The sequence below is a fragment of the Rhizobium sp. NZLR1b genome, assembly GCF_019685155.1.
Lineage (GTDB): Bacteria > Pseudomonadota > Alphaproteobacteria > Rhizobiales > Rhizobiaceae > Rhizobium.
The window spans coordinates 1-14,740 of record NZ_JABDWC010000010.1 but is presented as its reverse complement, the minus strand read 5'-3'; the positions used below and the strand labels follow the sequence as shown (position 1 = coordinate 14,740).

Sequence of the window (14,740 nt, the reverse complement as noted above, 5' to 3'; positions counted from 1 at the left end):
TCAGACAGGCCTTACTGGCCGACCTTTTCGTTCCATGTCTTCAGCCAGCCGGCGCGGTTATCGAGGGCGACGGCGGAGGGGATCAGCTTGAGGCTCTTGGCGGTTTCCTCGCCATAGGTGAGGTTGTTGGCTGCTGCCTCGGAAAGCTTGACTTCGCGGTTGGCAGGGCTGTCGATCAGCTTTTCGGCGAGCTCGGTCTGGATGTCGGTCGAGAGCCAGAAATCCATGAACTGCAATGCGAGGTCCTGGTTCTTCGAACCCTCGGTCAGCACCAGCACATTCATGCCGCCGGTCTGGCCCTCCTTCGGCGTCGCCCAGGCGACCGGCACGTCGAGCTTGGTGAAGCTGGCCCAGGAGAAACGGCCGATCGGCGCTGCCCAGATCTCCTCCTGCTGCATCAGCTGCACCAGTTGCGAGGATTTTTCATAGAAGGTGACGACCTCGTCCTTCTTTTCGCCCAGCGCCTCGATGGGTCCCTTCAGATCGGGCGTATCCTTACCAAGCGCCAAGCCCAGCATGTAGAGCGCCGGCGGGCCCTGATTGGTGGTCACGTTCGGAAAGGCGACGTGCCCGACATATTCCGGCTTCAAGAGATCGGTCCAGGAATCGATCTTCATCTTGTCGGACCGATAGGCGATCGAGGTGGCGTAGAAGGTATAACCGACACTCATGCCGTCGCCGTTCGGGTCCTTGGCAATGTCGTAGAGCTTGGCGAAATTGGCGAGCTTGGTAGTGTCGATCTTGTCGATCAGGCCGGCGCGTGAGGCGGCCAGCGCATCGGCCATGGAAACGGCGGCGAGATCTATGACGGGATTGGCCTTGTTGGCTTGCAGCTTGGCCAGACGCTCGACGCTGTTGCCGGTCTCGACCACCAGGTTGCAGCCGCATTTGGCTTCGAACGGATCGTAGACCAGCGTCTTGAAATCGTCCTGCGCAAAGGCATAGACGGAAATGGTCAGCGTGCGATCGGCTGCGGCCGCTCCGAGCGGGGAGAGGACGGCGAGCGCTGCCGAGGCAATGAGAGCTTTTTTCATCTTACATGTTCTCCATCTCTGAGGTTTTTGGTGCCGGGTGCGCAGGCCCGGATGATTGGCGGATGATCAGCTGCATGGCGACGCGCTCGATTTCGGCGGTAACCAGCATGCCTTGCCGGATGCTGCTTTTTCTTATGGTATCCACCAGCGCCGACACGGCAATCCCGGCAATAGCGTCCATGTCCATACGAACCGTCGTCAGCGACGGCGTGACGACCGGCGACCAAATGAGGTCGTCGAAGCCGGTGACGCTGACGTCGGCCGGAATGTTGACGCCGGCCTGCTGCAGCTCCGTCAGCGCGCGTAGCGCCTGCAGGTCGGAGAGGGCTGCGAAGGCGGTGAACCCCTGCCTGACTTTTTCGGCGAGACCGAGCGGGCAGCCGCTGCCACCATCCTGCTCCAGTCTCTCGATCCACAGTGTTTCCGAATGCATGCCCGGACGCATGCCGGAGCGGATGCCGCCGGCGCGGTCATTCTGGACGTTGGATTCCTGATTGTTGCCGATGATGAGGATGCGGCGATGGCCGAGGCTGGCGAGATGGCCGGCGATTTCGCACCCGCCCTGCCAGTGGTCGGCGGCAACCGTATTGCCTGGCGTCGACGCGGTGTCGATAACGGCGACCGGACAGGCGGCGGAGGAAATGCGAGTGGCGCGGCGGGGAATAATGATCATGCCGTCAACGCCGCGCTCGACCAGCCGATTGATCGCCTCGGTCTGCTTGGCGACATCGCCGCGGGAATCGGCGATCAGCACGCCGTAACCGGCGGCGGAAGCGGCGAATTCGATCGCCTGGGCAATCTTCGGGAACAGCGGATTGGCGATATCGGGCAGCACCAGGCCGAGAACGCCGCTGCGGCCGGTCCTCAGGGCCCGCCCGGCCTGGCTCGGGACATAACCGAGTTCGGCCGCATGCTCGCGGATCCTTTCAACCAGTTGGCCCGATACCCGACCCTTGCCGGACAACGCATTGGAGACGGTGGCGACGGACACGCCGAGCGACGTCGCTATCCTGCTGAGGTTCGGTCCCGAACGCGATGAAGCCATGATCGACGGCGCTCTTGATTAATCGTTTAATCAAGCTTTACCCTAGCTCTTTTCGCTTGTCGATTCCCAATTCATCTTATGTGGGTTATCCGGATACAAAATTTGGTCGACATGAAAAAAGCCCCGCGAGACGATCGCGGGGCTCTGTATGTCAGACGGCACAAGGCAGCCGATCAGGTCTTCGCGGGCTTCACCACGACCGTGGTGTTGGCTACGGTCGTCTTGCCGCCGGGGGCAAAGCCGCCGCCGACCGCGACGTTCAGCGAGACATAGTCCTTGGCCATCTGCTGGACGGCTGCGGCAAGGCTTGCTTGGGCAAGCGAAACCTGGCGCTGGGCGTCGAGAACGTCGAGCAGCGAGGAAGCGCCGTCCTTGTAGGATGCTGTGGAAAGTTCGAGCGTCTCTTGCGTGGTCTTTACCTGTGCCTGGAGTGCCGAGACCGTGCGGGCGTCACGCCGGACGGCCGAAAGCGCGTTCTCGACCTGTTCGATCGCGGTCAGCACGGTCGATTTCCAGTTGAGATAGGCCGTAGCAGCATCCGACTGTGCCGATTTGACGTTGGCGCGCAGGCGGCCGCCATCGAGAATCGGCAGGTTGAGGGTCGGGCCGAAGGACCAGGGCGACAGGCCGCCATGGATGCCGCGCTGATTAATATAGGCCGGCGAAATCGAGCCGCTGAGCGAGATGCTTGGATAAAGCTGCGCCTGGGCAACGCCGATATTGGCCGTTGCGGCAGCGAGGTCACGTTCCGCTACGCGAATATCAGGACGGTTACGGATCAGGTCCGCGGGGATGCCGGAGGTGATGCTGCCGCGGAACACAGGCTGACCGGCGCCCCTTAGCAGCTCATCGACGAGAGCTGATGCCGGCAGGCCGAGCAACGTGGCGATGTGATGGGCGGAAATGCGGATATTGGTTTCGAGGCCGGGAATTTCGGCGAGCGTCGACTGTACCAAGCCTTCCGCCTGAACGACGTCGAGACGCGAGGCGGCACCAGCTTCAAGCTGGAATTTGGTGAGTTCGTAGGTCTCCTGGCGAGACTTCAGGTTAGCCTTGGAAAGCGCCAGGCGCTGCTGGAAATAGCGGACGTCGATATAACTCGAGACCATGTCCTGCACGAGAGTGAGCTTGGCAACGTCCGCGGATGCGTAAGCGGAATCGAGCGAAGCGAGAGCGCCTTCCGTGCTGCGTTTGTAGAGGCCGAAGATATCGAGCAGCCAGCTCAGCTGTGCTTCGCCGCCGCTGGTGTTGCGTGTGTCAAACTGCGTGCGCAACTCACCCTTCTGGCCGCTGATCGTGTGCGAGGCGCCGACCGTCAGGTTCGGCAGGCCGCCGGCTCCTGCTACGGTAACGTTGGCGGAAGCCGCATTGATGCGTTCGATCGCCTGCTGGATTGACAGGTTCTGGTCGAGGCCGCTCTGGACATAGCCGTCCAGCTTGCGGTCGTTGAACGCATTCCACCAGGCCACAGTGGTGACATCGCCGTCGCTCTTGGTGTTGCCCTCTCCGAATTTGGCGGGCAGTGGCATCTCAGGAGGAACATGATCCGGGCCAACAACGCAGCCCGACAACAATAACAATAATGCCGGTGTGGCAATACGAAGAGATACCATTCATTTCTTCCTGTACTCGAGCAAGTCAATTCTTGTCCGAAGCTTCATGCTTCACTAACGGCCGTCGCGCCTCGCCCTACCAAAAAACACCATGCCGAAGCAGTCGGCCGCAATGTAGCAACGAGAACCGCATTATCACAGTGCATTTATATCACACTCCCGCCGCATTTTTTCCGCGTGTGGCAAAGATGCGTCGAATGACGACAAAGAAGGACGGTACGAAGAAGATTCCGAGCATCGTCGCCGCCAGCATGCCGCCGAGAACGCCGATACCGATGGCGTTTTGTGCCGCCGAACCCGCGCCTGTCGCGATCGCCAGCGGCACGACGCCCAGAATGAAGGCAAGCGAGGTCATGATGATCGGCCGCAGGCGCAATCTCGCTGCTTCCAGCGTCGCTTCGTAGAGGCCCATGCCGCTTTCCATGCGGTCCTTGGCGAATTCGACGATCAGGATCGCGTTTTTTGCCGCCAGGCCGATGGTTGTGAGCAGGCCGACCTTGAAATAGACGTCGTTGGCCTGACCGAACAAGGTTGCTGCCGTCAGCGCCCCGAGAATACCGACAGGCACCGCCATGATCACCGAGAAGGGGATCGACCAGCTTTCGTAGAGTGCTGCAAGGCAGAGGAAGACGACGAGAACGGAGATCGCATAGAGCATCGGCGCCTGCGAACCGGAAAGGCGCTCTTGATAGGAAATGCCCTGCCAGGCGACGGTATAACCGCCGCCAAGCTGTTCGGTCAGCGCTTCCATTTCGTTCATTGCATCGCCGGAAGAAATCCCGGGTGCGGAAGCTCCGTCGAGCGGAATGGCGCTGACGGCGTTGAAGCGGGCAAGCGAGGGCGCACCTTTCACCCACTCAGTCCGGGTAAAGGCGGAGAATGGCACCATTTCGCCGTCATTGTTGCGTGCGTACCAGTGGTCGAGATCACTCGGCTGCATGCGGAAGGGCGCATCGCCCTCAACGTAGACGGGCTTGATCTCGCCGTTCAGGGTGAAATCGTTGACGTCGCGGCCGGTGAAGATGATCGACAGCATCGAATTGACCGCAGCGATGTCGACGCCCATCGCACCGATCTTTTCCTGATCGAGCACGATTCGCATCTGCGGCTCGACTTCCTTGTTGCTGCTGCGCAGCGCCACGATCTTGCCCGAGGTGTTGCCCATCTGGATCAGCCGCTTGGAGGCGGCCGTCAGGGCGTCATTGCCGTGGCCGCCGGTATCGACGAGATACATGGAGAAGCCGCTCGACACGCCGAGGCCCTGGATCGCCGGCGGCAGAAGCGCGAAAACCTGCGCCTCGCGGATCTTGAAGAAACTGCCAAGCGCACGGTTGACGACTGACTGGGCGCTCAGCGCCGGATCGGTACGCTGCGAGAAATCCTTGAGCTTGGTGAAGACGATGGCGCTGTTCTGGCCGGAGCCGTTAAAGCCGAAGCCGAGCGCGCCGAACACGGATTCGACCGCATCCTTCTCATTTTCCCGATAGTACTTCTCGACCTTTTCGACAACCGCCTGGGTCTGCTGAGTGGTCGAGCCCGGCGGCGTGGTGACGATGGTCAGCAGCACGCCCTGGTCCTCCTGCGGCAAGAACGAGCTCGGCAGGCGGGTGAAGAGATAGGCGCAGCCGGCGCCGACGAGCAGGAAGACCAGCATGACGCGTATCGGCCGCTTCAAGAGATAGCCGATGGTGCTGACATAGCCGTTGGTCGAGCGCGTGAAGTTGCGGTTGAACCAGTCGCCGACGCGGTGTTTCCTGTGTTCGCCGACCGGCTTCAGCATCGTGGCGCAAAGTGCGGGCGTCAGCACGAGGGCGACGAGCGCCGACAGCAGCATGGCCGAGACGATGGTGATCGAGAACTGACGATAGATGATGCCGGTCGAACCACCAAAGAAAGCCATCGGAATGAAGACGGCGGTGAGGACGAGGGCGATGCCAACAATGGCGCCGGTGATTTCGCCCATCGACTTTTCCGTCGCCTCGAGCGGCGAAAGCTTCTCTTCGGACATGATGCGTTCGACGTTTTCGACGACGACGATGGCGTCGTCGACGAGAAGGCCGATCGCCAGCACCATCGCGAACATCGTCAACGTATTGATCGAATAGCCGGTGACCGCCAGCACCCCGAAGGTGCCGAGCAGGACGACGGGAACGGCAATCGTCGGGATCAGCGTAGCCCGCAGGTTCTGCAAGAAGATAAGAAGGACCGCGAAAACGAGCACGATCGCCTCGATCAGCGTGTGCACCACCTTTTCGATAGACAGCTCGACAAAGGGCGTCGTGTCGTAGGGATAGGTGATTTCCACACCGGCGGGCAGGCCGCGGCCGATGACAGCGAGGGCAGAGCGCACGCGGGCGGCGGTATCGATGGCGTTGGCGCCGATCGCCAGATTGACGGCAAAACCGGTCGAGGGCTGGCCATTGTAGCGCGAATTGCCGCCGTAGCTTTCCTGGCCGATCTCGATGCGCGAGACATCGCCTAAGCGCACCGTCGCGCCATCCTTTTCGACCTTCAGGATGATGTGCTCAAAATCGGCGACGGTGGTCAGCTGACTTTGCGCAGTGATGGTAACGTTGATCTGCTGGCCGGGGATCGCCGGCTGGGCACCGAGCGAACCGACCGAGACCTGGGTGTTCTGCGCCTGGATGGCTGCGGTGACGTCGCTCGGCGTCAACTGGTATTTCAGCAGCTTGAAGGGGTCGAGCCAGACGCGCATGGCGTATCCTGAGCCGAAGACGTTGATGCTGCCGACGCCTTCCAGGCGCTGGATCTGGTCCTCGATCGAGGTCGACACGATGTTGCCGAGGTCGACCGAATTGCGCTTGCCGTCGGTGGAAACGAGCGAGCCGACGAGAAGAATGCTCGAGGTCGAGCGGGTGACGCTGATCCCGGCATCGATGACGTCGCTCGGAAGCTGCGACTGAACCAGCTGCAGCTTGTTCTGCACCTGTACCTGGGCGATATCAGGGTCGGCACTCGTCCCGAAGGTCAGCTGGATGCTGGCCGAACCCGTCGACGAGGTTGAGGTCATATAGGTGAGATCGTCGAGGCCGGTCATGCCGTCCTCGATAATCGTCGTCACCGATTTCTCGACGGTCTCAGCACTCGCGCCCCGATAGGTGGCATTGATACGGACCGTCGTCGGCGCGATGTCGGGATATTGCGAGATCGACAGGGTGGAGATCGCCAGCAGGCCGGCGAGCATGATGGTGATCGCAATGACCCAGGCGAAAATCGGACGTCGGATGAAAAACTTGGCCATCGGTTGTTCCTGTGCGGCTGAGACGGTGACGTAGGGGCTCGAAGCGATTACTTCGCTGCGGGCTTCTGTGCGTCACCGGCCGCGGGCTGGTCGGCAGCCACGACCACGCCGTTGTCGGTGATCTTCATCGGAACCGGCTTCACCGGCATGCCTGAGGTGATCGATTGCAGGCCACTGACGATCAGCTGATCGCCGTCCTTGATGCCTTCGGTCACGAGCCAGGAATTGTTGGAGGGCGAGCTGTTCTCGAAAGCGCGGGTTTCGACCTTGCCATCGGCGGAAACGAACTGTGCCGTCAGCCGGCCATTGGCATCACGGCTCGTCGCCAGCTGCGGCAGCGCATAACCCGCCTCGGCGCCGAGTTCGACGGTTGCCCGGACATACATACCGGGCAGCACGATACGGTCGGGATTTGGAAAGAGTACGCGGATAATGAAGGTGCCTGTGGTCTCACTGACCACCTGCTTCGACATGTCGAGCTTGCCCTGCTGATTGTATTCCTTGCCGTCTTCGAGGATCAGGTGGAAGACGACATTGGCGGCGCCCTTGATGTCGCCGGCGGCCACCGCATCGCGCAGCTTCAGTAGGTTGGTGCTCGATTCCGTCAGCGAGATATAGATCGGGTCAAGTTGGCGGATCGTCGTCAGCGCCGTCGTCTGATTGGCTGAAACGACGTTGCCGACATTATAGGCCGTCTGGTCGCTGATGCCGTCGAAGGGCGCGATGATTCTGGTGTGGTCGAGATCGATCTGTGCGGCGGACAGCGCTGCCTTTGCCGACTCGACTTCGGCCTTGGCCTGGAGAAGTGTCGTCTTGGCTGTTTCGAATTCGATCTGGGTGGCGCCGCTGCCGACGAGGCGCTGGTAGCGGTCGAGATTGCTTTCAGCGCTCGGCACACTCGCCTCGGCTTTGGAGATTGCTGCCTTCGCCTGCTCGACGGCAGCGATATAGGGCGCATCCTCGATCTGGTAGAGAAGATCGCCCTTCTTGATCTCGCCGCCTTCTTTAAAGGCGATCTCGCGGATGAGACCGCTCACCTGCGGCCGGATATCGGCCGTCTGGAAGGTCTCGGCGCGGCCGGGAAGGATCGTGGTAATCGGGAAACTACCCTTTTTCAGCGTGATCACACCGACGGGCGAGGCCTGCTGGGCCGCGCCGGCACCTGCATTGCCGGCGGGCTTGCTGGCGTCATCGCTGCAGGCTGCGAGCAATGCGCCGAACGCCAGCGCCGAGGAGATGAGGAGGGCACGCCGTATCATTCTGAATTCCCTGTGCGGTGGCAATGGCCGTTCGATCCACGGGCTCGGCTCAGCCGAGCGCAGGCTTATATAAGCGTCAGGACTGGTTCGGCATTCAAATGCCATCATCCGAATTTAACAAAAGCTTTACGAAGTGACGTAAGTCAGCAATCGTCACTTAGCAAGCGTTATTTTGCAGTGCGGCATCGACGAAGCCCACGATGTGCTCGGCGCGGTGTACGAGTGTTTCCTTGTCGTCGCGGGCGATCAGGATAGGGTGCAGCACGCAGGCGAGCACGTCTGCGACGGTGCGTGCCGCGCTCTCGGGATCGCGGCAATGATAACGTCCCTCCGCCATTCCTTCGCGGATGATCTCACCGAGCTTTTCTTCGATACGGGCGCGATAACGGTTGCCGGCCTCGAGTTTGGCTTCGATTGTCGAAAGCACCATTTCGAAGATGTAAGGGTTCTTCTGGATGTCCTGCAGATGGCCTTCCAGCAGGCGAAGGACGAAGCGAAGCAGTTGCTCCTTCGGCGGCAGGTCCTGGTCGAAGGCTGCGAAACGCTCGGTCGCATTGTCGAGATGGCGCCCGGCAATCGCATCGATCAGCGCGACCTTGGAACGGAAATGCTTGAAGACATTGGCCGGCGACATGTGGAGCGCGCCGGCGATGTCGGCAATCGACACCGCGACATAGCCGCGCTCGCGAAACAGCATCTCCGCCATGGAGAGGATGTCTTCTCGCGTTTCCTCGGCCTTGCGTCTCGGCCTTCTTGCCATCCGTCCCCCGCCGGGCGAGCCCGATCCTTCTTTCGGCTGATGTTAGCGCGATTGCACGAAACGCAGCAAGCCGGTGATTAGCCAGCCGCTTTCGCACGCCGCCATCTCAGAGGAAGTAGGGGGCGAGGTTCTTTCGGACACGGGCAAGCGGCGTCTCGCCACTATCGTCGGGCACAAAGCGCTGGCCGGTGATCGCCTCATACGCCTTGATATAGACGGCCGAGGTCTGCTCAATCAGTTCAGCAGGGATTTCAGGGATCTCATCCTTATAGGGATCGCAGCGCTCGGCCACCCAGGCGCGGACGAAATCCTTGTCGAAACTTTCCGGACGTTTTCCGGCGGAGAAGCTTGCCGGATAGCTTTCGGCAAGCCAGTAGCGGCTGCTGTCGGGCGTGTGGATCTCGTCGGCGAGGATGATATTGCCGTCGCCATCGGTGCCGAATTCATATTTGGTGTCGACCAGAATCAGACCGCGTTTCGCGGCCATCTCCTGGCCGCGGGCGAAGAGCGCAAGCGCGTATCGCGATAGGGTCTGCCACTGCTCCTTGGTCAGAAGGCTACGCGTGACGATTTCGTCAGGGGTCAGCGGCTCATCATGGCCGCCATCGAATTCCTTGCTGGTCGGGGTGATGACGGGTTCGGGCAGGATCTGGTTGTCGCGCATGCCGTCGGGCAGGCGCATGCCGTACATCTCGCGCTCACCCTTCTTATAGAGTGTCAGGATCGACGTGCCGGTGGTGCCAGCGAGATAACCGCGCACGACGATTTCGACCGGCAGGATGTCGAGCCGCGTGCCGATGACGACATTCGCATCGGGATAGTCGAGAACGTGGTTCGGGCAGATATCCCTTGTCGCCTCGAACCAGTAGCGCGCCGTCTGCGTGAGCACCTGGCCCTTATAGGGAATGCAGGTGAGAATGCGGTCGAAAGCGCTCAACCGGTCGGTGCTGATGATAATCCGGCGTCCGTCCGGAAGATCATAATTCTCTCGCACCTTGCCGCGATAATAGTTCGGCAGTTCCGGGAAATGGGCTTCGGAGAGGATTCGCACGGCGCTCGACTGTCCTTGTGATTGGGTGAAGGCTTCCTGTCGTTTCATTGCCGGGAAGTCAAGGTGGCGCCCAAGTATCGCATCACAGCCAGAACAGAGCCAGGAGAAACAAAGCGAGGCCGTAACTTGTAACGGCAAGTGGCCAGCCGGCGCGCAGGAAGTCGCTGAAACGGTAGCCGCCAATGCCCATTGCCAACGTATTGTTATGATGGCCGAAGGGCGTCAGGAAATCGAGCGAGGCGCCGGCTGCGACAGCGATCAGATAGGCGTGCGGCGCATGGTTGCCGGCTTTCGCGAATTCCAATGCGATCGGGGCCAGGACGATTGCGACCGTCGCGTTGTTGACGAAGGGCGTCAGCGCCATCGCGAGGAAGAGGATCAGAGCAATGCCGAAGAGCGGATGGGTGATCGGCACGACGAGGCTCAGCCAGCCGGCGATGGTTTCGGCCGCTCCGGTGGTTGCCACCGCCTGACCGATCGGGATCATTGCCGCCAGCATGATAATGATCGGCCAATTGAGATCGGCCATCGCCTGGCGGATGTTCAGATGATTGAGCAGGGCAAGCACTAGCACGACGCCGGCAAAGGAAACATCAGGACGCAAGCCGGCCGCGGAGGCGGCGATGCCGCAGGCAAAGAGCGCGAAGGGCCGCCAGGAGAGCGAAGCGGGTTCGCTCGAAGCAGCCGAAGCGAGCGGCAGGCACTCGCTTTCTTCAAGCGCTTCGGCGATCGCTATGCGCGGCCCCTCTAACGTCAGTATATCGCCAATCGACAGCTGCAGGTCGAGGAATCGGCCCTCTATGCGCGGCGCGCGCATGGAAAGAGCGGTGACTGCGACGCCGCGACTGTGAAAGATTTCGAGCGAACGGATCCGCGATCCGACCAGCGTGCTTTCCGGCATGACGACGGCTTCGACACGGGTAAAATCCGGCTGCAGGCCGTGCGGATGGGCATCAGCCATCAGCGCCTGCGCGGCGGCAAGGCCGACAAAGACCGTATCGCCGCCTTCGGCAAGCAGCACGTCGCCGGCTTCGATCACCGATTGGTCGAGCGGTCCGAAGACGAAATTGTCGCCACGGATCAGCGCATGCGGCTTGATGCCGAAACGCGGGGGGCAATCGGAAAGCCGCACGCCGATCAGCGGCGAAACATCGGGGATGCGACGCTCGACGACGATACGGCGCGTGGCCGGAAAGGTCGTCGCCGGCGCCTCGTCGAGATATGGAAACAGCCGTTGCACGCGAAAGGCGATGATAAAAATGCCGGCGATTGCGACCGGCAGGCCAACATAGGCGAAATCGAAAAAGCGAAAGCTCACGCCGGTCGCTTTAGTGAGCGCATCGCTGACGAGCAGGTTGGCCGGCGTGCCGATCAGCGAAACGAGACCGCCGAGCAGGGCTGCGAATGAGACCGGCATGACGAGCTGGCGGCGGGGGATGGCCAGAGCCGTGCCGAGCCGCAGCGCCACCGGCAGGGTGATCGCAAAGGCACCGATATTGTTCATAAAGATGGAGATGACGCCGGTAAGAGAAGAAATGCCTGATATGACCTGGAAACCCGAGGGGCCCGCGGCCGCGAAACGGGCAGCAAGACCGTCGAAGAGCCTGGCGCGCGCCAGCACCTGGACGATCAGCAGGATCTCGACGACGGTGACGACGACGGGGCTGGCGAAGCCCGTGAAGATCTGATCGGCGGGATAAAGGCCGAGTGCATGGCCGGCAAGCAGACCGGCGATCGAGACCACCTCGATGCGGAAGCGATCGAGTGAGAAGAGAACGAGCATCGCCAGCAGAAGGATCAGCAGGGATGCTTGCTCGAACGTCATGCATGGATCCGGTGTTTCATCGACGAGGCGGACTGTAATCGTTCCTCATGCGCTGTACAGAGGTGCCTTCAGGCAAAGATTGGACAATTCCCATATCTCGCATCAAGCTGGCGAAGCCTGCCACCGGCCCGCTGCGTTCCGCTCCAGAATGGGCGTTGCGAAAACGCCGACGGTGCGCGCGATCCATTGCGGTGCGACGGCCGCAAGGCTCTCGCGCCAGCGCTCCGATTGCAGCATCGCCGCACCGATGGCGGCGGGTTCGATGCCGCAGGCCGTCAGCAGGTGAAGACCGGCGGCGATCGAGGCGCCGCTGGAAATGACGTCATCAATCAGAGCGACGCGCCGTCCGGTCAGCAGCGGCAGCATTCGCGGATCGATATAGAGCCGTTTCTGTTGCGTCGGCGTGGTGATCGAGGACAAGGCAACGGAGAGCTCGTCGCGGTACCAGAATTTGCGTGAGGTACCGAGCGGAACGTACCTGCTATGACCGAGCTTCTGGGCCACGGCGGCGGCAAGCGTCAGGCCAAGCGTCGGCAGGCCGGCGACAACATCGATGCGCATGGGCCTGATCTTTTCGACGAGGCTTTCGGCGAGCGCATCGAGCACGGCGAAGCTCGCCTGGTTGACGATCAGCGAGGCGAGGGCGTGATCGCCATCTGCCAGTATGCGGATCGGCAGGCGAAGTTGGCGGCCATCCTCCAGCGCGGCGACATAAAAGGAGGTGAATTCCTGGTCGTCGGGAAAGGTGCCGGGAAGATGAATCTCCTGCCAGAAATCATGCGGCGCCATCGCCATCACATCGGTCAATTGCGTCTCGACCTTTCCACACCGGTTCTACGACGCAGCACCTGCAGTTCCGCCTCGCTCAGCGGACGCACGGCGCCTTTCGCCAGTTCGCCGAGTTCGAGCCCGCCGATTGCGACGCGCACCAGGCGCAGGCATTCGGTTCCGAGTGCCTCCAGCATGCGGCGGATCTGGCGATTGCGGCCCTCGTCGAGCTCGACCTCGATCCATGAATTCCTGTCACCCTGGCGCAAGCGCCGCGCGGCGGTCGCCGTCAGCAATTCGCCGTTGTCGCGGATGCCCGATGTCATGGCGGCGATACCCTCATCGTCCATGACGCCGCCGATCTGGACATGGTAGGTCTTCGTGACATGGGTGATCGGATCGAGCAGGATCTGGGCGAATTCGGTGTCGTTGGTGAACAGCAGCAGCCCCTCGCTTGCCTTGTCGAGCCGGCCGACGGGGGAGAGATGCGGGATGTCAAAATCCCGGAGGCAATCATAGACCGTCGGCCTGCCTTCGGGATCATGGCGGGTCGTGACGAGACCGCGGGGCTTGTTGAGCATCAGATAGATTTTCGCCTCTGCAGCGACAACGAGCCCGTCGACGCTGATCCGCGCAGTTGCAAGATCAACCCATGCGGCGATATCGGTGATGGTGCGGCCGTCGACGGCGACGCGGTTTTCGGCAATCAGCCGTTCGGCCTGCGTTCGGGAGCAATAACCGAGCTTGGAGAGGGCGCGGGGAAGAGTGACCCGTTTACCTGCAGCGCTATCGGCGGGCTTTGTCCGCTCACGCGTCTTATGCGGTGGGCGCCGCTCCCTCATCTGACGTCCTTGTCTTTCCTCGTGCCCTCTCTTGGCATGAACGGCGCACGGATACCAGCGACGCAAAGAAAAACGGAGGGAATGAAATGCCGCAAAAGGCCTCAGCGCTTAAGGGCAAAGCGCCGTGGGGGGCTTGCTGGGATCTGACCGCCTCAGCGGCAGACCATGAAGCCGGCCAGTTCCTTGCGGCTGACGACGATGCCGGCGGCGGCCTTGACCGGGTCCGGATGTGTGTATGACAGGCTTGGCATTTCCGGCAGGTCGAGTGCCTGGCGCATATTCATGATGCCGACGGCGTGACGACCATTGGCGCCGTCGACGCTGACTTCGATGATGCAGTTGGCCCTCTTGTTTTCCATGGTAGTCCTCCCTTCGTTTTTTATGTTCCCATAGCTGGCATTAAAAATTGGTTTTTGTAAGACATAAGCGTTTACGCACCCGACCGAAAGACAGATCGGCGGGTGCGTAAAGAACCGGTTGATGCGTGGATGTGGCGACTTAGCGCCACCATTGCCGAGGTTGCGGCTGTTGACTGCCGGACAGCAGATATCCGGCGAGGAATCCGATGGCGCCTGCAAGCGCCAGCGCGGTGGTCGTTGCGGCCGGATGCTCGCGGGCGGCGTCGGCGGCAGCGACGCCTTCAGCCTTGATTTGTGCGACGGCGTTCTTTGCCCGGGGCAGGGCTTCTTCATAAGCCTTGCCGGCGCGGCCGCGCACTTCGTAATAGGCTTCGGCGCCTTGAGCGGAAATCATCTTCTGCAGGCGCGAGACTTCCTGTTGGAGTGCGGCGATGTCCTTGCTGACAGATGCTCTGATATCATCGGTGTTGGCAGCCATGTCGGTCTCCTTCCTTCAATGGGAGAGAAAACACCTCAGACGGAGATAGGTTCCGAAATGCCCGCCGTTGATTTGTGACGGAAATTTAAAGCTCGCCAATTGAGGGCGTTTGATCCTTCATTAACTATAAATTCGCGCAAGCCACTGTTTTTCGTTATCTTTCCCCAGTTGAAAGCGACTTTCCGACGGATTTTTGACCAGACGATAAACAAATTTTCAGGAATCCGCCCCGCGACAGCCCCTTGTGGATAATGTCCACCGACAAAAATGCCAGCCGAATCAGCCTGTTACAAAATTGTCAAAAAACTTTCGGCATGGCTGTTGACTGTTTGGGAGGGTTAGTTCTATAAGCCCACTCACTGAACGAGGGCGGCGGCGCTGCTGGCGACGAAGTCTTTCGTTCTAAAGAAACTCAAGCGGATTGGCGATTGCTGGTTTGTGTTC

General features: G+C 60.9%; 12 protein-coding genes. All 12 read right to left on the bottom strand.

The features are described from left to right. Nucleotides 1-11 precede the first annotated feature (11 nt). Nucleotides 12-1,034, bottom strand: coding sequence for an ABC transporter substrate-binding protein (locus HJB84_RS16220; RefSeq protein ID WP_221116352.1), 1,023 nt, complete (start codon nucleotides 1,032-1,034; stop codon nucleotides 12-14). Nucleotide 1,035: 1 nt separating this feature from the next. Further along, complete coding sequence (locus tag HJB84_RS16215; protein WP_221116351.1) at nucleotides 1,036-2,079, bottom strand: LacI family DNA-binding transcriptional regulator; 1,044 nt, start codon at nucleotides 2,077-2,079, stop codon at nucleotides 1,036-1,038. A 173-nt stretch (nucleotides 2,080-2,252) separates the two neighbouring features. Continuing rightward, a complete protein-coding gene (locus tag HJB84_RS16210) occupies nucleotides 2,253-3,692 on the bottom strand; it encodes an efflux transporter outer membrane subunit (protein WP_221116350.1) in 1,440 nt (479 codons plus the stop codon). Nucleotides 3,693-3,843: 151 nt separating this feature from the next. Then, the gene (locus HJB84_RS16205) at nucleotides 3,844-6,954 is read right to left on the bottom strand and encodes an efflux RND transporter permease subunit (protein ID WP_221116349.1); all 3,111 of its coding nucleotides are present in this window, start codon (nucleotides 6,952-6,954) and stop codon (nucleotides 3,844-3,846) included. A gap of 47 nt (nucleotides 6,955-7,001) precedes the next feature. Beyond that, complete coding sequence (locus HJB84_RS16200; RefSeq protein WP_221116348.1) at nucleotides 7,002-8,213, bottom strand: efflux RND transporter periplasmic adaptor subunit; 1,212 nt, start codon at nucleotides 8,211-8,213, stop codon at nucleotides 7,002-7,004. Between the two features lie 157 nt (nucleotides 8,214-8,370). After that, nucleotides 8,371-8,973: a TetR family transcriptional regulator gene (locus HJB84_RS16195; RefSeq protein WP_207581620.1), complete on the bottom strand. Its 603-nt coding sequence runs from the start codon at nucleotides 8,971-8,973 to the stop codon at nucleotides 8,371-8,373. 106 nt (nucleotides 8,974-9,079) lie between these two features. Further along, on the bottom strand, nucleotides 9,080-10,024 hold the full coding sequence (locus HJB84_RS16190; protein WP_207584367.1) for a phosphoribosylaminoimidazolesuccinocarboxamide synthase: 945 nt from the start codon (nucleotides 10,022-10,024) through the stop codon (nucleotides 9,080-9,082). A gap of 82 nt (nucleotides 10,025-10,106) precedes the next feature. After that, a complete protein-coding gene (locus tag HJB84_RS16185; RefSeq protein ID WP_221116347.1) occupies nucleotides 10,107-11,849 on the bottom strand; it encodes an SLC13 family permease in 1,743 nt (580 codons plus the stop codon). Nucleotides 11,850-11,951: 102 nt separating this feature from the next. Beyond that, on the bottom strand, nucleotides 11,952-12,638 hold the full coding sequence (locus HJB84_RS16180) for a phosphoribosyltransferase (protein ID WP_221116435.1): 687 nt from the start codon (nucleotides 12,636-12,638) through the stop codon (nucleotides 11,952-11,954). Between the two features lie 14 nt (nucleotides 12,639-12,652). Next, the gene (locus tag HJB84_RS16175; RefSeq protein ID WP_207581619.1) at nucleotides 12,653-13,459 is read right to left on the bottom strand and encodes a pseudouridine synthase; all 807 of its coding nucleotides are present in this window, start codon (nucleotides 13,457-13,459) and stop codon (nucleotides 12,653-12,655) included. 152 nt (nucleotides 13,460-13,611) lie between these two features. Further along, entirely contained in the window at nucleotides 13,612-13,818 is a 207-nt protein-coding gene (locus HJB84_RS16170) for a hypothetical protein (RefSeq protein WP_007631295.1), read from the bottom strand. Between the two features lie 139 nt (nucleotides 13,819-13,957). Next, complete coding sequence (locus HJB84_RS16165) at nucleotides 13,958-14,296, bottom strand: hypothetical protein (RefSeq protein ID WP_164007994.1); 339 nt, start codon at nucleotides 14,294-14,296, stop codon at nucleotides 13,958-13,960. Nucleotides 14,297-14,740: the final 444 nt, after the last annotated feature.